The organism is Actinomadura sp. NBRC 104425, from assembly GCF_030269545.1.
Lineage (GTDB): Bacteria > Actinomycetota > Actinomycetes > Streptosporangiales > Streptosporangiaceae > Spirillospora > Spirillospora keratinilytica.
Window position 1 is genome coordinate 289,359 of the sequence record NZ_BSTN01000008.1, and the last position, 22,027, is coordinate 311,385.

Consider the following 22,027-nt stretch of genomic DNA (forward strand, 5'->3'; position numbering starts at 1 on the left):
GGGGGTCAGGGTGCCGCGCGGCGGTCGCGGGCGGCGGCCACGACGGCCTGGCCGAGCGAGATGCCGCCGTCGCCCGGCGGCACGCGGGAGTGGACGAGCACCGCGAACCCGGCCTCCTCCAGCCCGGACACCACCCGTTCGAGCAGCACCAGGTTCTGGAAGACCCCGCCGGACAGCGCGACCGTGCCGAGGCCGGTCCGCTGCCGCAGCACGTCGGCGGCGTCGACGACGGCGCGCGCCAGGCCGTTGTGGAACCGGGCGGCGACGCGCCCGGCGTCCGCCCCGGCCGCCAGGTCGTCGACCGCGGCCCGCACCAGGTCGTGGCCCGAGATCACCAGCCGCGGCCGCTCGTCCAGCCCGGCCCGGTAGGCGCCGTGCTCGCCGAGGTAGGTCCGCTGCTCCAGTTCGACGGCGGCCTGCCCCTCGTAGGTGACCGCGTCGCGCACGCCCGCGAGGGCCGACACCGCGTCGAACAGCCGGCCGGCGCTGGTGGTGAGCGGGGCGTTGGTGCCGGTGCGCGCCATCGCGGCGACCGCCGCCCAGCGGTCGCGGTGCCGCCGGACGACGTCCAGGTCGGGCAGGTCGTCGCCGTAGAGGGCGTCCAGGTAGGCGGCGGCCATGCGCCACGGCTCGCGGACCGCCGCGGCCCCGCCGGGCATGGGCACGGCCGCCAGGTGCCCGGCCCGCTCGTACCCGGCCAGGTCGGCGACGAGCAGTTCGCCGCCCCACAGCGCGCCGTCGTCGCCGTAGCCGAGCCCGTCGAACGCCACGCCGATCACCGGGCCGCACGCCCCGTTGTCGGCCAGGCAGGACGCGATGTGCGCGTGGTGGTGCTGCACCGCGACCGGCTCCGCGTCGGCCTGCTCCAGCGCGTACTTGGTGGACAGGTACTCCGGGTGCAGGTCGTGCGCCACCACCTCCGGCCGGACGTCGAACAGCCGGCGAAAATGCGCGATGCCCTCGACGTAGGAGCGCAGCGTCTGGTAGTTCTCCAGGTCGCCGATGTGGTGGGACAGGAACGCCCGGTCGTCCTTGGCCACGCAGAAGGTGTTCTTCAGCTCGGCGCCGCAGGCCAGCACGGGCCGCGGGAACCTGCCGCGCACGGTCACCGGCGACGGCGCGTACCCGCGGGAGCGGCGCACCGGGTACGGCCGCCCGCGGAACACCCGCACCACCGAGTCGTCGGCGCGCACATGGATCGGCCGGTCGTGCAGCAGGAACCCGTCGGCGATGCCCGCCAGCCCGTCCACGGCGTCGTCGTCGCGGTGGGCGATCGGTTCGTCGGACCGGTTGCCGCTGGTCAGCACGACGGGCCGGGCGACCCTGCGCAGCAGCAGATGGTGCAGCGGCGTGTACGGCAGCATGACCCCGAGCCAGCGGCTGCCGGGCGCCACCGCGGCGGCGACCGCGGCGCCGGCCCGGCGGGGCGCCAGCACGATCGGGGCGCGGGCGCCGGTCAGCAGCCGCTCGGCCTCGGGTTCCAGGTGGACGAGGGCGCGGGCGCCGGCCGCGTCGGGCGCCATCACCGCGAACGGCTTGTCCTCGCGGTGCTTGCGGGCGCGCAGCGCCGCCACAGCCTCCTCGTGCCCGGCGAGCGCGGCCAGGTGGTATCCGCCGAGCCCCTTGACCGCCAGGACCCTGCCCTGCAGCAGCCAGCGCGCGGCGGTCTCGACGGGGTCCGTCCGCGCCGCCGTCCGGCCGTCCGGTCCGAGGAGGCGCAGCGCGGGCCCGCACGCCGGGCAGCACACCGGCTGGGCGTGGAAGCGGCGGTCGCGCGGGTCGCCGTACTCGCGCGCGCAGTCGCCGCACATGGGGAACGCGGCCATGGTGGTGTTGCCCCGGTCGTACGGCACGTCGGTGACGATCGTGAACCGCGGCCCGCAGTCGGTGCAGTTGGTGAACGCGTAGCGGTGCCGCCGCGCGGACGGGTCGAAGACCTCGCGGACGCAGGCGGCGCACGTCGCCGCGTCGGGCGGAACGAGCGCCTGCCGGGCGGCGCCGTCGACGCTGGCGACGATGCGGAACCCGCGTTCCCCGCGCGGCTCGCGCGGTTCGGTGACGACCCGCTCGACCCGCGCCAGGGGCGGTGCCCGCCGCTCCAGGTCGGCCACGAAACGCTCCAACGCCGCGGGGGCCCCCTCGGCCTCGGCGAACACGCCGGCCGCGTCGTTGCCGACGAAACCCGCGATGCCGTGCTCTGCGGCCAGTTGGTGCACGAACGGCCGGAACCCGACCCCCTGGACGATCCCCTCGACGCGGATGCGGATCCGCGTGCTCGGCACCGGATCGGCGGCCGAGGTCACAGGTCCCCCTCCAGCGCCCGCCGGGTCAGCTCCCAGAGCACCTGGTAGACGGTGGTCTGGGCCTCTTGGATGCGGTGCACCGACGACGACGGCACGACGAACAGGTGCTGGACGGTCCCGGCCTCGGCCATCGCGCCCCCGTCGTATCCGGCGAGCCCGACCGTCACCATGCCGCGCCCGGCGGCCTCTTCGAAGGCGCGCAGCAGGTTGCGCGAGCCGCCGCTGGTGGACAGGCCCAGGGCGATGTCGCCGCGGCGCCCCAGGGCGGCGAGCCGGCGCGCGAAGACGACCTCGAACCCGACGTCGTTGGACAGCGCGGTCAGCGTGGCCACGTCGTGCGGCAGCGAGATCGCGGGCAGCGGCCGGGCGGGCGGCGGCGGGCACGCGAACAGCCGCGCCACCGCCTGCGCGTCGGTGCTGCTGCCGCCGTTGCCGAACGTCAGCAGCCTGCCGCCGGCCTGGAACGCCTCCGCCAGCCGGCGGGCGCAGTGCAGCAGCGCCTCGCCGTGCCGTTCGGCCAGCAGGGCGCGCAGTTCGGCGATCTCGGCGGTCTTCTCCGCGGCCGAGCGGGCCGCGTCCGCCAGCAGGGCGTCGGCGCTCGCGCCACCGGAGTACAGGAAGGGGTAGAGCGTCTGCATCCCGGTGTCGTCCGGCACGGTCATGGGGCGTCCTCCACGACGGCGATGGCCTCCTTGGCGTGGACGAGGACGACGTCTCCCGGCCCGGCGTCCACCAGCGCCACGCTGATCTCCTCCGGCCCGGCGTCGGTGTCGACGACGGCGAGCCCGTCGCCCAGCAGTTCGCGGATCCTGGCGGGGACGGCGCGGTCGGAGCAGGTCACGCAGACCTCGTCGTGGCAGCGCGGCCCGCCGGCGTCAGTGCCCATCGCCGTGCCCATCGCCGTGCCCATCGCCGTGCTCCGCCGTCGCGGGGTGCTCCAGGAACACGTGCACCAGCTCCCAGAGCAGGTGGTACAGGGTCACGTGCATCTCCTTCACCACGCAAGGGTCGCCGCAGGGTGTCGTCAGCGGGTGGTCGGCCTCCGCGGCGACGTCTCCCCCGCCGGCGCCGGCCAGCGCGACCGTCAGCATGCCGAGGTCGCGTGCGGCCGCCAGTGCGCGGCGGACCTCGGGGCACCGGCCGTCGGCCGACAGGCCGAGCGCGATGTCGTGCGGGCCGCCCAGCAGCCGCAGCTGCGCGGCGAACACCTCTTCCAGCCCCTCGGCCGCCGCAATCCCGGTCAGGGCCGCGGCGTCGTCGGTGAGCGACACCGCGGGCAGCGCCCGTTTGCCCACGATGACCGGGTGGACGAACTCCACGGCGATGTGCTGGGCGTCGGCCGCCGCGCCGCCGCTGCCGAACACGATGAGCTTGCCGCCGCCGCGGAAGCGCCCCGCCATGTCGCGGCAGGCGCGCGCGACGCCGTCGGCCTGCTCGGCCAGCGCCCGGCCGGGTCCGGCGCGGCGTTCGAACGAGGCCCGGACCGCGGGCGCCACCGGCCCTTTCTCGGCCATCCGCATGCTCCCCTCCCGCTCACGAGACCGTGTACGACCCGTAACGCCCGTTCGGCGACCCGGGCGGCGCCTGGGCCGCCCTGCTCCACCGCAGGAGGCAGGAGTCGAGCACCTCGCGCAGCCGCGCCAGGCGGGTCATCCACGCCTCCAGGTCGGCGTGCCCCTGCCGGGTCAGCTCGTAGCGGCGGCGGGCGGGCCCGGTGTCGGAGGTCACCCAGGTGGATGTGACCAGCCGTTCGCGCTCCAGGCTGCGCAGCACCCGGTAGGCGTGGCCGGGCTCCACGCCGGACACGCCCAGGCAGCCGAGCCGGTCGATGAGCTCGTAGCCGTGCCCCGGCTGCTCGCAGATCAGCAGCAGCAGGAAGGGGTGGAGCAGGCCACGCGCCTCGCCGCCGTCCACCACCGCTCTCCTCTCCCCGCCACCACGCCGGCCCCGGGTCGCTGACCGTTTACCCTGCGTCCCCGGCCGTTATCTCAGCGTCATTCCTTTTTTCGGTGCGGGCGGCGGGGCGCCGTATACGCGAATTTCGGCAAAGAGTGGTTCGGTGTCCCGTAAAAACACCCACCGGCCTCTGGTGCCGGATCACCGGCCGCGCGATATTGGATACAGGCCTGTGAGACGAGCGAGGGAGCTGGACCGGAGGTTCTCTGAAGGAGAGATCCAACGGAAGAACCGACGGAAAGGCTGAGAGGCCGCGACTACGCGAGTGGGGCGGCGACCCCTTGAACCTGAACCGGGCAATGCCGGCGCAGGGAGAGCGTCTCACAGGTCTCTTTCTGCGCTTGTTTTCCTTTGCGCGGGTTCAGCGCGGGGCGGCGGGTGCCGCGAAAGTCGTCTCCTTGTCGGCGGCGGTGGGGCCGTAGGAGCGCAGCACTACGGGCGCCTTGAGGATCTCCTCGACGGCCGCCACGGGGTCCGTCAGGGGCGTGTAGACGGGGCGGGCGGTCAGCAGCCGCCGGGTGAGCGCGGCCTGGCGGTCGAGGTCGCCCGCCGGGCCCGCGGGCAGCCGGTCCACGCGCCGTATCCCGATGTCGTACGCGCGGCAGCACAGCAGGTCGGAGCGGTCGCGGGCGACGTCCAGGTGGGTGACGGCGACCGCGTCGACCCCGCCGGTCACGTCGCGGGCGTACCGGAGGGCGACCGCGTCCAGGTGTCCGACGCGGAACGCGCCCTGCCATCGGCCCGTGCCGTTGTGCGGGTCGGGCAGTTCGGCCGTCAGCACGGGGTCCTCGGTGACGAACGGGCCGGGGCCGTGCCGTGTCGCGTAGGCCCGCAGCACGCCCAGTCGGACGGCGTCCTGGCCGCCCGCCTCGGCGAGCAGCGTCTCGGCGTTGGCGAACGTCGTCGTCGACCAGGTGGTGTAGGGGTGGAAGCCGTGCCACTCGTCCAGCAGCACCCCCTGGGCGCCCTCGAACACGACGTTCCCGGTGCGCAGCAACCGGTGCAGGTGCTCGCCCCCGACGAGGCGGACGCGTTCGCCGAACGCGGCGAACGCGTCCGCGCAGTCCGCGACGCCGGGGACCGGCTCACCGCCGGGGAACTGGTCGCGGTACCAGTCGCGCACCGCGGCCAGGCGCCGGCGCAGCCGCACGGGCGACAGGCAGTCCCCCGCGCGGGGGGCGTCGGCGTGGGACAGGGCGTACGCGGCGGTCTCGCCGATGCCCATGCCGCAGGAGCCGTGCCGGTCCGCGCCCCGGGCGGCCTCCCGCGCCCGGTTGGCGGCCCGGTGGTAGGGCGTGGTCAGCAGCGCGTCGCGGTCGACGGTCAGCCGGTCGAGCGCGTCGGGGACCCCCAGCGCCCGCAGCCGCGCCGCCTCGGCGGCCAGCGCCAGGGGGTCCACGAGCATGAAGCGCGACAGGTGCGTGCGCACCCCCGGTGTGAAGGTCCCCGAGCCGAACTGGGCGAAGGTGTGGTGCCGCCCGTCCGGGGCGACGACGTTGTGCGCCGCCTGCGCGCCCCCGTTGAACCGCACCACCGCGTGGACCGGCTCCGGCCCCCGTGCGCAGAGCCAGTCCACGACGGTGCCCTTGCCCGCGTCGCCGAACCCGAGGTCGGCCACGATCACGTGCCGCATCGTCTGCCGCCCTCCGGTGTCACAGGCGGGTGTGGCGGGCCGGGCCGGTGCCCAGGTCGGCGGGCGCGGACGACACCGCGGCCGGGGCCCGGGACGCGTCGAGGCGGGCCAGGGCGCGCGACACCGAGGGGCCGGCGGTCGAGCCGAACTCCTCCAGGTGGTCCAGGCCCTCCTGCAGGTCGATGGCGTCCTCGCCGAGCCCGATGGTCAGCGCGATCGTCTCGCAGACGGCGGCCGGGTCGTCCAGGTACAGCACGTTCTGGCCGAGCAGGTCCTGCCAGAACTCGCGCAGCCTGGGGTCGCCGGCGTGGTAGCCGCCCTCGGGGATGATGAAGAACACCTCGAACTTGCGCTGCAGCTCCCGGACGATGTCCGCGACGGGGATGTCCTGCTCCGGCGCCCGTCCGATCAGCCGGGCGACCTCGGCGCGCTTGACCGCCGGGTAGGCCAGCTCGTCGCCGATCATGAACAGGTAGCCGCGCTTGCCGCGCTTTTCCACACAGTCCAGGGCGGTGTGCCGGGCCATGAAGTACATGGCCAGCTCGTAGGACTCGGTCATCTGGCCGCCGCCCCCGCCCTCCAGAAGGATCTTGCCGAGGTCGTCGTCCATGCGGTTGTCGGACTCGAACTGGCCGATCTGCAGCGGGGCCCGGTCACAGGTGGCGTCGCCGACGGCGCCGAACATGATCTGCGGGTGCTCGACGTACCCCTTGCGCAGCAGCAGGCCCAGCAGGTCGGGCAGCCGCGTCTGCAGCGTGCGGGGCACCCGCCGCATCGAGCCGGTGACATCGAACAGCACCGCGATCGCCAGGGACTCGGGGTGCTCGTCGCAGTCGCGGCTCTCCCGGACGACCACCCCGGACGGGTCGAGGTCGGGGTGGACGGTGGTGGCGCCGCCGTCGCTGTAGGCGAAGGCGCTGGCGCCCGTGGCCCTGCGGTATTCGGCTGCGGCGGCGTAGACGTCGGTGGACCAGCTTCCGCTTCCCATGGGTACTCCTTCTCGTACGGACTCTCAGTGCGCGGGGACTGTCAGCGGTCGGGGGGCATCGCGAACGGGCGGAACCTGCGCGGGCCGTACAGGCGTTCCAGCAGCTCGTCCAGTTCGGCCAGCAGCCGCCAGGCGTCGCCGGGGCGGCGGTTCTGGGCGGGCAGCCGGCAGCCCCGGGCGAACAGCCGCATCGCCTTGGGCGCGCGGTCGCCCATCAGGTGGGTCATGCACCCGGTCGCCATGTGGATGTCGGTGGCGGGACTCGCCGCCCGGCGGGCCGGGACCTCCGGCGGGTACCGGTCGGCGTAGCGGTCCACCATCGCGGGCACGCGGCCGCCGGCGGCGTGCCCGGCGGTCACCGAGTAGCACCAGTCGACGAGGACCAGCCCGTGCTGCTCGGGGTGGATGAGCACGTGCTCGGGGAGCACCGCGCCGTGCAGCACGCCCGCGCGGTGCGCGAACCCCAGCGCGACCAGCAGCCGCCGCCACATCCAGGCCGCGTCGCGCGGGTCCACCCCGCCGGGGTGGGCCGCCCGCACCTCGGCCAGGCTGTGGAAGCCGGCGAGCCGGTCGATCACGTTGACGCGGCGGACCGCGCCGGTGGCCGCGTCCTGGTGCCGGAACGTCGCCACCAGGTTCGGCACGTACGGGCGGAACCGGCGCTCCCCGTGTTCGCGCAGCCGGCGCAGCGCCACCGCCTCGCGTTCCATCAGGTCGCTGTCGCCCGGGTCCCGCGGCATCTTGACGAGCACCTCGCCGTCCCGGGGCCCGGCGGCCCCGTCGTGGGCGCGGTAGAGGTCGGCCAGGTCGCCGCGCGCCGCGCGGCCGAGCAGCCGGTAGGTGTGCCGCGGCGTGGTGATCGTGTGCGGGTCGGCCCCGCGGTAGCCCCGCCAGAGCGCGTGGAGCCGGGCGAACGCGTCCTCGGTGCCGCCGCCTGCGGCGTCGGGGTGCAGCGCGCGGGCCAGGCGCCGGTAGACGCGGGGCGCCTCGGCGGGGTCGTCGCCGAACAGCTCGGCGGGGGTGCGGGCGCGGTCGAGCAGCGCCAGCGCCTCGTCGAGGTCGAGCGTCGTCATCGGATCTCCTCCTCCCGGCTGGGCCGCAGCAGCGCCGGATGCAGCAGGCGCGCGTCGCCCGCCCGGTAGAGCTTGGGACGCGGGCCGCCGCGCCGCCCGCCCCTGTCGGCGGTGCCGCCGGTGCTCTCCACGAAGCCGGGGACCGACAGGACCTTGCGGTGGAAGTTGCCCGCGTGCAGCTCCTCGCCCCACACCGCCTCGTACACCGCGCGCAGCTCGGGGATGGTGAACTCGGGGGCGCAGAACGCCGTGGCCAGGGGCGTGTACTCCAGCTTCGACCGGGCCCGCTCCAGCCCGTCGGACACGATCCGCGCGTGGTCGAAGGCGAGTCTGCGGGTGGTGCCCGGACGCTGGTCCCCCGCCTCGGTCAGGCCGAGCGCGTCCACCGGCGTCCACGCCGCGTCGGCCGCGTCGCCGCCCGCCTCGGGGTCGGGCAGCTCGGGCGCGAACGCCAGGTAGGCGACCGACACGACGCGCATGCGCGGGTCGCGGCCGGGGGCGCCGTAGGTGCCGAGCTGCTCCAGGTGGACGCGCTCCAGCGGGCCGCCCTCGGCGGACACCCCGGTCTCCTCGGCCAGCTCCCGCACCGCCGCCTCGGGCAGGTCCTCGGCGTCGCGGACGCCGCGCACGAACCCGCCGGGCAGCGCCCACATCCCCGCGAAGGGGGGCTCGCCGCGCCGCACCAGCAGCACGTGCAGGGCGCCGTCGCGGATGGTGAGCGCGACCACGTCGACGGTCACGGCGACCGGGTCGTAGGCCCGCGGGTCGTAGCCCTCCAGGAACGCCCGCTCGTCCTGCTCGTCCGGCCCGGCCATCAACCCGCCTCCAGTCATTCTCAACCTGAGTTCATCTCAGCTTGAGAACAACATAGCGGACATACCGCCGCCCGTCCACCCCGGATTTCCCGCGGTCGTGCGGCTGCGCGGGCCGGTTCAGCCGGTCAGCTCCCGCAGCAGCAGACGGCGCGCCTCGGCCATGTCGGCGGGGTTCTTGGTGCGGCCGTCCAGGTCGCGGATGGCCAGGGCGAGCGCCTTGCGCAGGCCGTCGGTGTCGCCGCCGCGCCGCCGCCGCGCCTGGGCGATCAGCTCGTAGTCCTCGACGCCCTCGCGCAGCTGCTCCCAGCGGATGCTCGACATCGGCCCGTCCGGGCCGGGGTAGACCAGGTACTCGTCGCCCTGGGTGAAGACGAACACGGGCTCGCGGAACACGTCGCGCGGCCAGCTGTTGTACGACCAGCGCAGCAGTCCGTCCAGGTACCGCGACGCCGCGACCCACGGCAGCATCCGGCCCTCGATCGCCGGGGAGAAGGACAGCACGTTGGGGTGCGCCGGGCGGCCGTAGACGTAGAACGTGGTGGTCTTCCCGGCGCGGCGGCGCTCGTCGGCCTTCTCGCGGGTCAGCGCGTCGATGCCGTCCCAGTCGACCGACAGGTTGGACGCGATCGGCTCGTTGGCGGCCGACTCACGGCACGGCTCATGCGTCGCCCCTCCCCCGCACGGACGACTACTGTGCGTACAAGCGCGATACTGCGCATGAAGTCGCGGAAATGTCCAGCCGCCGCAGGCGGATGCGCCAAGTGCGGCCTGCCGGACGCCGCCGAGGGCAAGGGCATCCGGTTCGTCGCGGCCGGGTACGGCGACGCCACCCGCCCGTTACGGCGGGCCGGCCCTGGCACCCGAGGGCGAACCGCCCGGATGACCGCGGAGGCGTCAGCGGCCGTGCCAGGCGTCGGCGAACATCTCGTGCAGCGGTTTGGGCGGCATGAGCCGGGTGACGGGCGCGTCGACCTCCTTGCGCCGGTGGTCCGCCGCGGCCAGGTGCAGGTCGAGCTTGTAGGTCTCCAAGGGCAGGTGCGGGGCCTTCAGCTCGGTCCAGTCGCCGGGGATGAACGCGGTGCGTCCGGCGCGCGGGCGCTTTTCCTGCACGACCGCCCCGCGTTCCACCAGCTCCGCCTCGGCGGCCTTGTGCCGGGCCGCCGTCCAGCCGTTCCAGGTGCGCACGTTGCGGTCGGTCGGCCGCGCCAGCGTGAGCAGCTGCAGGTAGAGGGCGGCCGCGTCCCGGCTCGCCCGCAGCGCCTCGGCCACCTCGTCCACCAGGTCCGGGACGCTCAGCAGCGGGTTGGCCTCGTACCCGCCGGGCGGCACCGGGGTGTCGGCGGCGCGGGCCACCATGCGGGCCAAACCGTCGTCGTACATCACCTTGTACTGCCGGACCTGCCGCAGCAGGCCGGGCAGGTCGTGCTCGGCGCACAGCCGGGTGACGCGCTCCATCGCGGCCGGGTCGGCGAACCCGGCGGGCCGCAGGTGCGGCCACTGCAGGTTCTCGTGGCCGTCGATGATGAGCAGGCCGTCGTCGTAGGCCAGCGGGCCGCGCGCACGGTCCTTCTTGGCGTTCTCGGCGGGCCGGACCGGGATGGTGCGGGGGCCGAACAGCTCCCGCTTCTCCTCCGCGCTCATCCGCAGGGAGACCAGGCCGAGCGGCAGGAACAGGTCGGGGCTGTCAAGCCGGGCGCGCAACCGGTCGTGCAGTTCGGGCACCCCGGCGAGCGCGGGGTCGCCGACCGGGCGCTGGGTCAGCGCCCAGATCAGCACGGCGGCCAGCGTCGTGTACGGCGCGCCTTCCCTTCGGGTGCGGTAGGAGATCCGGCCGTCCTCGTCCAGTTCGTGCGCCTCGATGCGGCCGTAATCGGACACCGCCAGGACGTACCGGGGGTCGGCGGCCGCCACATCCGAGCCCGCGGGATCGGCGAGGGCGGCGGCCCACCGGTCGCCCAGCCCCAGGTCCTTCTCCAGCTGCACGGCCGTGGCCTCGTCGACGCGCTGCCGGGTGCCCAGCAGCCGGGCCCACTCGGCGGCCATGCGTTCGGCGGCGGCGACCGGGCCGCCGTCGGCCCACAGCTCGGCGGGGTCGTCGGGCATCGCGGCGGCCAGCACCCGCAGCCGCCCGTCCACGCCGAGCTCGCGGGACAGCTCCTCGGCCTCCCTGACGCCCTGCTTGGTGGCCTGGTAGGGCTTGGCGCGCAGCATCTTCTCGTGCTCCTGGCAGCGCGACAGCAGGTCGCCGTCGAAGTCGGCCTTCCTCGGCAGCCCCGCCAGCGCCAGCGCGGCCATAGAGCGCCGCACGCCGGTGCGGCGGGCGAACGCCTCGACCGCCGCCTCGTCCAGCGGCAGCGGGCCGCGTTCGTCCAGCAGGTCCAGCACGCGCCGCAGCCGGGACGCGTCGTCGCGGGCGACGGCGACGGTCTCGACGTCCTCGGCGCCGGCGGGCGGCGGCGTGTCGGCGGGCTGGACGAAGCGGTAGGAGCGGTCGGGGTCGAGGGCGTCGGCGGCCGATCCGGGCACGACGGCCCGCCCGGACTCGCACAGCGGCCGCAGCTGCGCGCCGGCGGCCCGGCCGATCCGCCACCGGCCGGACCGGGCGAACGGCTGCTCGGCCCAGGTGCGCAGCAGCGCGGCGAGGGCGGCGCGGTCCCGGTCGGAGGTCGGCGCGGCCAGCAGGCGCCAGGCGGCGGCGTCGATGCGGCCGAGCAGCACCGTCCAGTCCTCGGCGGGCGCGGGACGGCTCAGCCAGCGCACCTGTTCGTCGGCCCGGCCGGCCAGGTAGGCACCGTCGGCGGCGACGGCGGTGACCAAGGCGGGCTGCCGGGTCGGATCGTGCGGCACTTTGCCGAGGATCAGGCCGCGCAGCGCGGGCAGCAGGTGCGCGTCGGGGGTCTCGGCGGGCGGCCGCACCAGCGCACCGGAGCGGACCACCGCCACCCGCCGCGACAGCTCCTCGCGGCGCGCCAGCACCCGCGCGGCCCACTGCGCCACCGCGGCCACGCCGTCGGCGACGCGGGGGTCGGCGACCTCGGGCAGCACGCGGGCCAGGGCGGCGCGGACGGCCGCGTCGCCGTCGCGTGCGGCGTCCAGCAGGGCGCGCGCGGCGTCCCGGTCCACCTGCCGCAGGGCGCGGGAGGACTGCGGGTCGCGCGGGCGCAGGAAGTGCCAGAACGCGGGCGGCGGGAACACCGTGCGGCCGTGCCGCGGCGCCCGGCCGGTGAAGCCGCGCACCCGCCACAGCAGCGAGCCGTCCTCGGCGTCGTAGCAGTACATGTGCATATCGGAGCCGTTGCTGCACGTGACGACGAGGTCGGGCCCGTCGGGCATGCGGATGACGCCCCACGGGTAGCCTCGGTGCGTGCGGCTCAGCACGGCGCGGCGGCCGTCGACGCCCTCCAGGGTGTAGTAGCGCTCGTCCCGTGTACGCGTGACGCGGAACCCGGCCAGGCCGTGGGCGTTCTGACCGAGCGGCGAGCCGGTCACGCCGTCCGGCAGCCGGATCAGCGACAGGTTCTCGTAGTCCAGGACCGTCCCGTCGGGGAGCGGGTCGGCGAAGAACGCGGGCAGGGAGTGCGTCTCGGTCGCCTCCCCGGTGGCGGGGTCGATCCGGTGCCAGGCGGCCGGCTGGTAATCATTGCCGGACGCCGTCCACAGGCCCGTGCCGTCGCCGAGCAGTTCACCGGCGTCCCAGTGCGGCGCGCAGCGGTCGCCGGGCCTAAGGACGCGGCGGCCGTCGTGGCGGCCGCCGCCGTCGGCGGTCTCGAGCTGGTAGCCGAGGGTGAGGCGGTAGCGCTGCGACAGCGGCGCCATGCCATGCGGGTCGTCGGGCGTGAACACCGTCCCGGGGTCGCTCGCCCAGTACGCCCGGTCGGCGTGCTCGCTCCCCTTCCCCCATCCGATCAGGAAGTCGCCGCCGGCGTAGAACACCACCCGCACGGCGGCGTCGCCGGGCACGGTGAACGCGCACTCGGCGCGCCTGCCGTTGTGGTCGACGGCGATCGCGCGGTCGGCGGTGAACACCGTCAGCACGGGCCAGGTGGAGGTGACGCCTTCGATGTCGGCGCCGCCTTCGGTGAGCTCGGCGAGGGCCTCGTCCAGCGCGGGCCAGCCCAGTTCGTCCGGCAGGCCGGTGCGCAGGGTGCGCAGCAGCGGGCCGGTGAGGTCGAGCGCGGCGAGCGCTTCGTCGATGCCGTCCAGTGCGGCGGCGGTCGGCGTGTCGAGCAGGCCGTCCAGGGCCGCGACCGCCTCGTCGGCCGTGCCGAGGCCGCCGCCCGCGACCTGGTCGATCAGGCCGGTGATGCGTTCCCGGACGCTGTCGGCGATCTGGGGGGTGCCGACCAGACGGGTGATGGCGGTGCCGCCCGCCCGGGGGGATTCCCGCACGTGCCGGGCGTGCACCGTGCCCTCGAGGCGCTTGCCCAGCACGGGGTGGGCGGCCAGGGCCTTGAGGTCGCGGCGGGAGCGGTCGCCCCAGTAGTCGAGCCGCACGTCCGGGCCGGGGTCGTGGACGGGGATGCCCTCGGCCAGGCAGGCGTCCACCAGGTCGGCGTCGAAGTTGGTCCACCGGTAGCGGCCCTCGTGCAGGTGGACGGGCTTGCCGGCGGCGCGCAGGCGCGGCGCCAGCAGCGGCAGCACCTCGTACAGCTCGTCCGGCAGCGGGTGCTGCATGACCCCGCCGAGGGATTCGCGGCGGTAGGAGTACAGGTAGGTGTAGCGGCCGAGCCAGCGGGCCAGGCCGCCGTCGGGGGTGACGCGGCCGTCGGCCATCGCGTCGATGACGCCGGCGGCGCGCAGCAGCCGCAGGAACGCGGCGCCGTCGGTGTTGGTGGGCGGGAACATGTCGGCCAGCGCCTGCCGCACCTCGTCGGCGGGCGGGTGCTTGGCGAGCAGCTTGGCGGCGCCGTCCAGCAGCCCGTTGGGGACCTCGACGCCCTTGGCGGCGGCCAGCACCTCGCCGAGCACGCGCGCCGCGTCCTCGTCGCCGAGCCCGGCGGCCTTGGCGGACGCGCGCAGCCGCGTGTGCAGGTCGGCCGCCGGCGGGGCACCGCCCTCGCTCCACGCCCGGACGAACCGCAGGAACTCCTCGTGCGCCCGCTGCGCCGGGAAGGCGGACGCCAGCCACTGCTGGTGGGCGCGCATCTCCTTGCCCGCCAGCGCCCCGGCCCGGGCGTACAGCAGCGCGTTCGCCGTCCGGTACTCGGGGTCGATCGGCAGCCCGTGGGTGTTCTCGGCCTCGCGCGCCACGCCGTAGGCCGTCGCGGCGTGTCGGGGGGCGACCCTGGAGAGCCGGTGCCCCACGGTGTCCCAGAACCAGGGCAGGTGCTCGGCGGGCAGGCCCCGGGCGCGGCGTTGCATGTCGTCGAGGAACCGCCCGGGTTTGGCGCGGGCGCGTCCGATCTCCCGTCGGATCGCGTCGAGCAGCGTCTGCGCGTCCTTCTCCCAGGCGGGCGCGTGGGCGCGCACCCAGTCCAGGTAGAGGGCGGACGACGACAGGTCGGAGGGAAGTTCTACCAGCATGCGCACGATCATGGCAGGCGGCACCGACGGTCGCCGCCGCGCCGCGGACCGGACGGCCGGCGGCCGGGCTACTTCTCGGCGAGGACGATCACCGTGTCGTCGGCGGCCAGGGTGAGCGGCGCGGTCTTGTCGGGGTTGAGCATGACGCCGTAGCCGGGCGGCTGGTGGAACTGGGCGCGCAGCCGGTAGCCGAGGGCGGTCTCGCCGCGGCGCCGGGCCGCCTCGATGACGGTGGCGAAGTTGGCGACGGCGCCGGGGCGCAGGTATCCCGCCGCGGGCCGCAGGTAGATCTCCGAGCCCTCGGGGTCGAGCAGGTCCATGTAGACCTCGTGCAGGTGCCGGTCCTCGCTGAGCTGGGTGAGCACCTGGTTGATCAGCTTGTCGCTGACCACGAAGTCGTCGGCCTCGGTGACCTGGGCGATCTCCCGGTTGGCGTCGTCGTTGATCTCGCTGACGATGGAGTAGGGGGCGCGGCCGGTCACCATGTCGCGCAGGTGCAGCAGGGTGACCAGGGTACGGGCGTCGGCGTGGTCGGGCGGGTGCCCGGCGTCGGCCAGCACGATGACGTGCTGGAAGGAGGCGGCGTCCAGGCGTTCCAGCGACGCGCGGTCGGTGGGGTCGCAGCGGGAGAAGCCGACGGTGATGTTGGCCAGGTCGCCCACGGCGGGCGTCGGGTCCGGCCGGTCGGCGGCGACGAGCACCGTCGAGCCCGGTTCGACGAAGTCGTCCAGCAGTTCGAGGATCCTGGGGGCGCGGTGGTTCCAGCCGAGCACCAGGGTGCGTTCGGAAACCCTGCGGTCGGGCTCGGGGGTGCCGATCGCCTCCTCGATGATGGGCGGCGGGGAGGCGGCCGGCTCGATCAGCGTGTTGTCCTCGGCGAGCAGTATCAACTCGTCGTCCGGGGCGATGACGGTTCCGGCGGGCGGGTTGAGCGACACCTCGCCGTCGGCGTGCCGCAGGCCGATGGGCACGCCGAGCCGGTAGGCGAACAGCGCCTCCCCGTAGGTGGAGCCGACGAGCGCGGGCTCCGGGCGGATGTACAGCTCGTGGCCCCTGAAGTCGAGCAGCTCGGTGAACACCGCCGACAGGCCGGACTGGCGGTGCGACTGGACGATCAGCCGGATCGCCATGTCGTCGGCGTCGATGACGTGCGCGTCCGGGCCGCCGGCCAGCCGGGCCGCGGCCAGATTGGCCGAGTCGTGCACGGCGGCCACCACGTGCGGGCGCCGCTCGGCCCACTCCCGGGCGCCCAACGACAGCAGCACCTTCAGCACGTGCACGTCCGGGTCGTCGACCGGCGGCGACACCACCACGATCGAGCGCGCCGTGCCGGGGCTGACCAGGTCCAGGTCGGCGACCTTCAGCGGGTTGCCGTGCCGGCAGATCACCCGGGTGCGGCCGGTGTCGCCGACCCGGGCCCGGATGGCGTCCTCCATGTCCACCCGGTCCATGTCGGCCAGGACCGCCACGCACGAGCCGCGCCGGCTGCGGTTGGCCTCCGACAGCTCGGCGATCACCGTGAACACCTGGTCCGACCAGCCGAGCAGCACCGTGTGGTCGCGTTCGATGATGCGGGAGCGGCCCTTGCGCAGCTCGGCGATCTTGCCTTCCAGGCCCGTGGTGATCACGCCGATCAGGGAGCTGACGATGAAGATCCCGCCGACCGTGACGGTCAGCATCATGGCCAGGTAGGGTGCGCTGCCCTCGTCGCCGCCCATGGTGCCCGGGTCGAGCGTGCGCAGCAGGCTGCGCCACAGCACCCCCGGCCAGTGCCCGTTCTCGGCCGAGTCGCGGGGGGCGAACAGCACCGCGGCCGTCGCAACAGCCAGGATCAGCGCCCCCGACGCCAGGCCGAGCCAGCCGATCAGCGCCGGCGTGCCCTTGGCCATGGTGTTGTCGAACCAGTAGCGGAGGCGCTCCCGTATGGTCGCTCGCTTCACTCGTCTCCCCGGCCGTCCGGGCCCGCGCATCGCCGGCCCCGCGAACTGCTGTGCCTGCGCGATCGGGCTGCCGCTCCTCACCTATGACACTCGTGACGCAACCGTCGGGCGCGATGCGCCGTCCCCCGGACGCACAGGCACATACACCCCGTTTTGATCATCGGACAGCTTAACCCCACGACCCTCCCCCGCCCCCGCGGGCGAGGGCGCGCCGCCGGCGCCCGCCGGCGGATCACCATCTGAAATCCGCGGTGTTGCACGGCGGCCACGGCGCGTTCACGATCGGCGCAGAGTTCGCGGCCGCAACTCTCACGGCGCAGGCGCCGCCACGCCGAACCCCACCCCCCGGGTCGGCGGCGCCTGCTCCCGGCTCTCCCCCGCCCGGTGCCGGCTCCGCCGGGGCGCCCCGTTCTGGCCTGCGGGCATACGATGCTCACGGACATGCTCACGGACAGCTGACGGACGAGGCGGCTCACGGACATGGGGACGGATGTGACGACGAGGTTGTATCCACGGGAGCGGCTGGGCCGGGTCCAGCAGGCGGCCGGACGCGCGGGGCTGGACGCCGTGCTGCTGACGCCCGGGCCGGACCTGCGCTATGTGACCGGCTACGACGCCAAGCAGCTCGAACGGCTCACCTGCCTGGTCGTGCCCGCCTCCGGGGACCCCTTCCTCGTGGTGCCCCGGCTGGAGCTGCCCGCCGCCCAGGCGTCCCCCGCCGGCGGCCTGGACGTGGAGCTGGTGCCCTGGGACGAGACCGACGACCCCTACGCGCTCGTCGCCTCCCGCCTGCCCCGCGGCATCGGCAGGGTCGCGCTGGCCGACCGGATGTGGGCGGTCATGGCGCTGCGGTTCCGCGCCGCCCTGCCCGGCGCCGAGCAGGTCCCCGCCGGAGACGTCATGCGCGAGCTGCGGATGCGCAAGAGCGCCGCCGAGGTCGAGGCGCTGCGCGAGGCCGGCGAAGCCATCGACCGGGTGCACCGGCGGGTCCCCGAGCTGCTCAAGCCCGGCCGCACCGAACGCGAGGTCGGCCGCGACATCGCCGACCTGATCCTCGCCGAGGGGCACGCCACCGTCGAGTTCGTCATCGTCGGGTCCGGCCCCAACGGCGCCAACCCGCACGCCGAGCTGTCCGACCGGGTCATCCGGCCCGGCGAGCCGATCGTCGTCGACATCGGCGGCGCCATGCCCAGCGGCTACTGCTCCGACGCCACCCGCAACTACTGCATCGGCGCGCCGCCGGAGGACTACCTGGCCTACTACCGGGTCCTGCAGGAGGCGCAGCAGGCGGCCTGCGACGCGGTCCGCCCCGGCGCCACCCCCGAGGCGGTGGACGCCGCCGCACGCGACGTCATCGCCGCCGCCGGGCACGGCGAGCACTTCTTCCACCGCACCGGCCACGGCATCGGCCTCGAAGGCCACGAGGACCCCTACATCGTCGCGGGCAACACCGAGCCCCTCCAGCCCGGCATGGCCTTCTCCGTCGAACCGGGCATCTACCCCGGCCCGCACGGCGCCCGCATCGAGGACATCGTCGTGTGCACCGACGACGGGTACGAGCGCCTCAACAACGTCACCCGCGACCTGGTCGTCGTCGGCTGACCCGACCGGCCGCCCGCGTCGGGGAGCGGCGCAGGCGGCGCGGTCGTCAGACGACGGTGCAGGCGGCCCCGTTCAGGGTGAACGACGTCGGCTCGCCGGTGTCGCCGGTGTGGGTGGCCTGGAAGCCGATGTCGACCGACGCGCCGGGCGGCAGCGAGGCGTTGTAGGACACGTTGGCGGCGGTGACCTGCCCGCTTGCCGGGGAGAAGACGGCGTTCCACCCGGACGTGATCGTCTGCCCGGCGGGCAGGGTGAACACCAGCGACCAGCCGTCGAGGGCGGACGACCCGGTGTTGGTGATCGTGATGTTCTCGGTCAGCCCGGTGTTCCAGGCGTTGACCGTCACGGCGACCCGGCACGCCCCCTCCGGCGGGTCGGTCGGCGTGGTGCCGCCGCCGGTGAGGCCGAAGAAGTCCAGGATCCGCGCCGCCATGCCGGCCGCCATGATGTTGTGGCCGCCGCCCTGGATGCTGATCGCCTCCACCGGGGCGGTGGTGCCGGTGCCGCCGTAGCGGGTGCGGGTCCAGTTCGCCTGCGGCCGGTCGGTGGAGCTGGGCGTCTGGCCCACGCCCAGCACGTCCGTCCACTGCTTGATCTGCTCGCCGAAGTTGGGGTAGCGCAGCACGTCGTCCTCGGTGCCGTGCCAGATCTGCATGCGCGGCCGGGGCCCGGCGTACCCGGGGTAGGCGGCGCGGACCAGGTCGCCCCACTGCTGCGGGGTCTTGATCACGGTCCCGTTGGCGCACGCGCTGTTCCACTCCGACCCGTCGGTGGTGGCGAAGCAGCCGAACGGCACCCCGGCGACCGCCGAGCCCGCCTGGAACACGTCGGGGTAGTCGCCCAGCAGCACGTTGGTCATCATCGCGCCGGAGGAGATGCCGGTGACGTACACGCGGTCGGGATCGACGCCGCGGTGCTGCTGCTCCCAGCGGACCATCGAGACGATGCCCGCCGGGTCGCTGTCGCCGTCGTTCCTCAGCGCCCCCGGGCTCGACACGTCGAAGCACTTGCTGCTGCGCGTCACCGACGGGTAGACGACGATGAAGCCGTACCGGTCGGCCAGCGACGCGTACTCGGTGCCGGCGTACATGTCGGGCCCCGAACCGGTGCAGTAGTGCACGGCCACCAGCAGCGCCGGACGCTGCGCCACGCCGGCCGGCACGTACTCGTACATCCGCAGGCCGCTCGGGTTGTACCCGAAGTCGGTCACCTCGGTGAGCGTCGCCGCCGCCGACGGCCGGGCCGGCGCCAGCGCGCCCGCCACCGCCAGGGCCAGGGCGAACAGCGCCGCCGCAAGCCTTGATCTCACCTTCTGCTCCTCCTCACCTGGAGGGGCCGGGGACAGGTCCCGGCCGGGCCGAAATCACCCAGGCGCCGTACTCGCAGAGCGTTTCGCCGATCGCTGCGAACCCGCCCGAACGGTAGGCAGCCGCGTCACACCCGGTCAAGGAACCGGCGTCGGGGTCCCGCAGAACGCGCCTCACCTGCGGTTGTGCGGGGAAAGTTCTACGGCCGGCGGGGATCTTGCGCCGTCCGTTGCGGCGAATGCCTTGATTCTCCGCATTATATGTGTTATGCAATTAACAGAGTTCCTGACGAAGATCCGGCCGGTCTGTTGCGGTCGTCGGCGGGCCCGGCCGGACCACGCCCGGCAGGAACGCGGGCGCAGGCAGCAGGTGGTCGACGCGCCCGCGGACCCCGCATCCCCTTTCCGAGGGAGGTACCGATGACCACCGCGTCCGAACCGGCCGCAGACCCCGCAGCCGTCCCGCACTACCCGATGGAGCGGGCCGCGGGCTGCCCGTTCGACCCGCCGCCGGGCCTGCGGGAGCGGCAGCGCAAGGGGCCGCTCACCCGGGTCCGGCTGTGGGACGGCAGCACCCACTGGCTGGTGACCCGCTACGCCGACCAGCGGGCGGTGATGAGCGACCCGCGCGTCAGCGCCGACGTCCGCCGCCCGGGCTTCCCGAACGTCGCGCCGCTCCCGCCCGACGGCGCCTCGGGCCTCAGCTTCGTCACCATGGACGACCCCGAGCACCGGCGGCTGCGCCGCATGGTGACCGCGCCGTTCGCCATCCGCCGGGTGCGGGCGATGCGGCCGGCGATCCAGGAGATCGTGGACGGCCTCATCGACGACATGCTGGCCGGCCCCAAGCCGACCGACCTGGTCGAGGCGTTCGCCCTGCCCGTGCCGTCGCTGGTCATCTGCCGGCTGCTCGGCGTGCCCTACGACGACCACGACTTCTTCCAGGCCAACAGCAAGACGCTCATCCGGCGCAGCATCGCCCCCGAACGCCGCGCCGAGGCCCGCCGGGCGCTGCTGGACTACCTCGACGGCCTCATGGCCGACAAGCTCGCCCGCCCCGGCGACGACCTGCTGTCCGGCCTGGGCGAACGGGTCAAGGCCGGCGAGCTGACCAGGACCGAGGCCGCCCGCATGGGCGTGCTGCTGCTGGTCGCCGGGCACGAGACCACCGCCAACATGATCGCGCTCGGCACCCTGGCGCTGCTGCGCCACCCCGACCAGCTGGCGCTGCTGCGCGAGTCCGACGACCCCGCGCTGGTCGAGTCGGCGGTGGAGGAGCTGCTGCGGTACCTGACCATCACGCACGTCGGGCGGCGCCGCATCGCGCTGGCCGACCTCGAGATCGGCGGCCAGGTGATCCGCGCGGGCGAGGGGATCGTCCTGCCCAACGACATCGCCAACCGCGACCCCGACGCCTTCCCCGAGCCCGACCGGCTCGACCTGCGCCGCGGCGACGCCCGCCGGCATGTGGCGTTCGGGTTCGGCGTGCACCAGTGCCTCGGCCAGCCGCTGGCCCGCATCGAATTGCAGGTCGTCTACGGCATCCTGTACCGGCGCGTGCCCACGCTGGCGCTCGCCGCGGACCTGGAGGACATCCCGTTCAAGCACGACGGCGCCGTCTACGGCGTCTACGAGCTGCCCGTCACGTGGTGACGCGCCGCCGAGGGGGAACCATATGAAGATCATCGTGGATCGGGACAAGTGCGTCGGCTCCGGGCAGTGCGTGATGACCGCCGAGGGGGTGTTCGACCAGAGCGAGGAGGACGGCATCGTGGAGCTGCTCGACCCCGAGCCGCCCGCCGAGGCCGCCGCCGACGTGCGGCTGGCCGCGTCGCTGTGCCCCGCCATGGCCATCCGGATCGAGGACGCCGCGCAGTAGCCTCCGCACGGCCCGGTCCCGCCCGGCGCGACGCCGGCGGGGCCGGGCCGTGCGGGACGGCGCGGCCCGGCCGCCGCGGGGGCCCTTGACCCGGCAAATGAACGCTCGTTTAATTCCGCGTATGGGCCGTGTCGCCGGCGTCACCGCCGCCGAAACCCGCGAGCGGCTGCTGCGCGCCGCCGCCGACGCGTTCGCCGCACGCGGCTACGACGGCACCCGCGTCGCCGACATCGCGGCGGCCGCGGGCGTCAGCAACGGCGCGCTGTACGCGCACTTCGGGTCCAAGGCCGAGCTGCTGGTGGCGGCGCTGCGCGCGCACGCGCGGCAGGTGCTGGCCGATCTGCTGGACGCCGAACCCGACCGGTCGCCGGCCGACGTGCTGCTGGCCGCCGGACGGCGCCTGCAGCATCCCCGCGATCCCCGCGACACCCGCGGCGACCTCATCGTCGAGGCCCTGGCGGCGGCCCGCCGGGACGGCCGCGTCGCCAAGCCCGTGCGCGACTACGTGGGCGAACGCGTCGACCGGGTCGCCGACCTGCTGCGGGAGCCCCGCGGCGGCGCCCGGCTCGACCCGCAGCTGTCCCCGCGCGCGGTGTCCTACCTGTGCTTCCTGCTGGCGGTGGGGGGCGCGCTGGTCTCGCGGGACCTGCTCGCGGTCGACGAGGAGGAGTGGGCCGCGCTGCTGGCCCGCCTGGCGTCCTCCGTCGTCGTCCCCGCCGACGCCGCACCCGCCGGGGGAGCCCCCGGCGGCGCGGCCCCGCCTCGATCCCCCCTCAGCGAAGGCACCTCGAAGACGGGAGACACGCAGTGAAAGTGCACATCGACACCGGCCGCTGCATGGGCCACGGCCGCTGCTACGACCTTGCCCCCGACCTGTTCGGCGAGGACGACGAGGGCTACGGGAAGGTCCTCGGCGACGGGACCGTCCCCCCGGGGCTGCGCGAGCAGGCGCACCTGGCGGCCGCCAACTGCCCCGAGCGCGCGATCGAACTGGCCGAGGAGTCCTGAC

18 protein-coding genes are annotated in these 22,027 nt (G+C 74.7%); 5 read left to right on the forward strand and 13 right to left on the reverse strand.

Features of this window, described 5'->3' with window-relative positions:
- Positions 1-5 precede the first annotated feature (5 nt).
- The 12 genes from hypF to QSK22_RS15735 all read right to left on the reverse strand — a co-directional run bounded on the left by hypF (position 6) and on the right by QSK22_RS15735 (position 16,231).
- Entirely contained in the window at positions 6-2,303 is a 2,298-nt protein-coding gene (hypF, locus tag QSK22_RS15680) for a carbamoyltransferase HypF (RefSeq protein ID WP_285494894.1), read from the reverse strand.
- Positions 2,300-2,965, reverse strand: a complete 666-nt coding sequence (locus QSK22_RS15685) for a D-sedoheptulose-7-phosphate isomerase (RefSeq protein WP_285494895.1) — start codon at positions 2,963-2,965, stop codon at positions 2,300-2,302. Before QSK22_RS15685 ends, hypF begins: the two co-directional genes overlap by 4 nt.
- A complete protein-coding gene (locus QSK22_RS15690) occupies positions 2,962-3,189 on the reverse strand; it encodes a HypC/HybG/HupF family hydrogenase formation chaperone (protein WP_285494896.1) in 228 nt (75 codons plus the stop codon). Before QSK22_RS15690 ends, QSK22_RS15685 begins: the two co-directional genes overlap by 4 nt.
- On the reverse strand, positions 3,179-3,817 hold the full coding sequence (locus QSK22_RS15695; protein ID WP_285494898.1) for a D-sedoheptulose-7-phosphate isomerase: 639 nt from the start codon (positions 3,815-3,817) through the stop codon (positions 3,179-3,181). Before QSK22_RS15695 ends, QSK22_RS15690 begins: the two co-directional genes overlap by 11 nt.
- 19 nt (positions 3,818-3,836) lie before the next feature.
- Positions 3,837-4,217: a helix-turn-helix transcriptional regulator gene (locus QSK22_RS15700; protein WP_285494899.1), complete on the reverse strand. Its 381-nt coding sequence runs from the start codon at positions 4,215-4,217 to the stop codon at positions 3,837-3,839.
- Positions 4,218-4,620: 403 nt separating this feature from the next.
- Positions 4,621-5,892, reverse strand: coding sequence for an adenylosuccinate synthetase (locus tag QSK22_RS15705; protein WP_285494900.1), 1,272 nt, complete (start codon positions 5,890-5,892; stop codon positions 4,621-4,623).
- Positions 5,893-5,911: 19 nt separating this feature from the next.
- The gene (locus tag QSK22_RS15710) at positions 5,912-6,880 is read right to left on the reverse strand and encodes a hypothetical protein (RefSeq protein ID WP_285494901.1); all 969 of its coding nucleotides are present in this window, start codon (positions 6,878-6,880) and stop codon (positions 5,912-5,914) included.
- Positions 6,881-6,921: 41 nt separating this feature from the next.
- A complete protein-coding gene (locus QSK22_RS15715) occupies positions 6,922-7,953 on the reverse strand; it encodes a lipopolysaccharide kinase InaA family protein (protein ID WP_285494902.1) in 1,032 nt (343 codons plus the stop codon).
- Entirely contained in the window at positions 7,950-8,768 is an 819-nt protein-coding gene (locus QSK22_RS15720) for an NUDIX hydrolase (protein ID WP_285494903.1), read from the reverse strand. Before QSK22_RS15720 ends, QSK22_RS15715 begins: the two co-directional genes overlap by 4 nt.
- Positions 8,769-8,885: 117 nt before the next feature.
- A complete protein-coding gene (locus tag QSK22_RS15725) occupies positions 8,886-9,395 on the reverse strand; it encodes a DUF4091 domain-containing protein (protein WP_352231452.1) in 510 nt (169 codons plus the stop codon).
- Between the two features lie 267 nt (positions 9,396-9,662).
- Positions 9,663-14,291: a hypothetical protein gene (locus tag QSK22_RS15730; protein ID WP_285494906.1), complete on the reverse strand. Its 4,629-nt coding sequence runs from the start codon at positions 14,289-14,291 to the stop codon at positions 9,663-9,665.
- A gap of 68 nt (positions 14,292-14,359) precedes the next feature.
- Entirely contained in the window at positions 14,360-16,231 is a 1,872-nt protein-coding gene (locus tag QSK22_RS15735; protein ID WP_352231450.1) for a CASTOR/POLLUX-related putative ion channel, read from the reverse strand.
- 492 nt (positions 16,232-16,723) lie between these two features.
- Between QSK22_RS15735 and QSK22_RS15740 the strand changes: the two genes are divergently transcribed.
- Positions 16,724-17,833 carry a M24 family metallopeptidase gene (locus tag QSK22_RS15740; RefSeq protein WP_285494907.1) on the forward strand — a complete coding sequence of 370 codons (1,110 nt, stop codon included), beginning with the start codon at positions 16,724-16,726 and terminating at the stop codon, positions 17,831-17,833.
- A 46-nt stretch (positions 17,834-17,879) separates the two neighbouring features.
- Here QSK22_RS15740 and QSK22_RS15745 read toward each other — a convergent pair whose 3' ends face one another.
- On the reverse strand, positions 17,880-19,142 hold the full coding sequence (locus QSK22_RS15745) for an extracellular catalytic domain type 1 short-chain-length polyhydroxyalkanoate depolymerase (protein WP_285494908.1): 1,263 nt from the start codon (positions 19,140-19,142) through the stop codon (positions 17,880-17,882).
- A gap of 417 nt (positions 19,143-19,559) precedes the next feature.
- Between QSK22_RS15745 and QSK22_RS15750 the strand changes: the two genes are divergently transcribed.
- The 4 genes from QSK22_RS15750 (at position 19,560) to QSK22_RS15765 (ending at position 22,026) form a co-directional block, all read left to right on the forward strand.
- Positions 19,560-20,792, forward strand: a complete 1,233-nt coding sequence (locus tag QSK22_RS15750) for a cytochrome P450 (protein WP_285494909.1) — start codon at positions 19,560-19,562, stop codon at positions 20,790-20,792.
- A gap of 22 nt (positions 20,793-20,814) precedes the next feature.
- On the forward strand, positions 20,815-21,018 hold the full coding sequence (locus QSK22_RS15755; protein ID WP_285494910.1) for a ferredoxin: 204 nt from the start codon (positions 20,815-20,817) through the stop codon (positions 21,016-21,018).
- A gap of 121 nt (positions 21,019-21,139) precedes the next feature.
- A complete protein-coding gene (locus tag QSK22_RS15760; protein WP_285494911.1) occupies positions 21,140-21,829 on the forward strand; it encodes a TetR/AcrR family transcriptional regulator in 690 nt (229 codons plus the stop codon).
- The gene (locus tag QSK22_RS15765) at positions 21,826-22,026 is read left to right on the forward strand and encodes a ferredoxin (RefSeq protein ID WP_285494913.1); all 201 of its coding nucleotides are present in this window, start codon (positions 21,826-21,828) and stop codon (positions 22,024-22,026) included. Before QSK22_RS15760 ends, QSK22_RS15765 begins: the two co-directional genes overlap by 4 nt.
- The last annotated feature ends 1 nt before the right edge of the window (position 22,027 follow it).

Excerpts from the sequence above, each read along its gene's own strand:
- QSK22_RS15730 (WP_285494906.1), bottom strand. The coding sequence starts at position 14,291 with ATGCTGGTAGAACTTCCCTCCGACCTGTCGTCGTCCGCCCTCTACCTG.
- QSK22_RS15760 (WP_285494911.1), top strand. The coding sequence starts at position 21,140 with ATGGGCCGTGTCGCCGGCGTCACCGCCGCCGAAACCCGCGAGCGGCTG.
- QSK22_RS15705 (WP_285494900.1), bottom strand. The coding sequence starts at position 5,892 with ATGCGGCACGTGATCGTGGCCGACCTCGGGTTCGGCGACGCGGGCAAG.
- QSK22_RS15685 (WP_285494895.1), bottom strand. The coding sequence starts at position 2,965 with ATGACCGTGCCGGACGACACCGGGATGCAGACGCTCTACCCCTTCCTG.
- QSK22_RS15750 (WP_285494909.1), top strand. The coding sequence starts at position 19,560 with ATGACCACCGCGTCCGAACCGGCCGCAGACCCCGCAGCCGTCCCGCAC.
- QSK22_RS15715 (WP_285494902.1), bottom strand. The coding sequence starts at position 7,953 with ATGACGACGCTCGACCTCGACGAGGCGCTGGCGCTGCTCGACCGCGCC.
- QSK22_RS15690 (WP_285494896.1), bottom strand. The coding sequence starts at position 3,189 with ATGGGCACTGACGCCGGCGGGCCGCGCTGCCACGACGAGGTCTGCGTG.
- QSK22_RS15755 (WP_285494910.1), top strand. The coding sequence starts at position 20,815 with ATGAAGATCATCGTGGATCGGGACAAGTGCGTCGGCTCCGGGCAGTGC.
- QSK22_RS15695 (WP_285494898.1), bottom strand. The coding sequence starts at position 3,817 with ATGGCCGAGAAAGGGCCGGTGGCGCCCGCGGTCCGGGCCTCGTTCGAA.
- QSK22_RS15710 (WP_285494901.1), bottom strand. The coding sequence starts at position 6,880 with ATGGGAAGCGGAAGCTGGTCCACCGACGTCTACGCCGCCGCAGCCGAA.
- QSK22_RS15720 (WP_285494903.1), bottom strand. The coding sequence starts at position 8,768 with ATGGCCGGGCCGGACGAGCAGGACGAGCGGGCGTTCCTGGAGGGCTAC.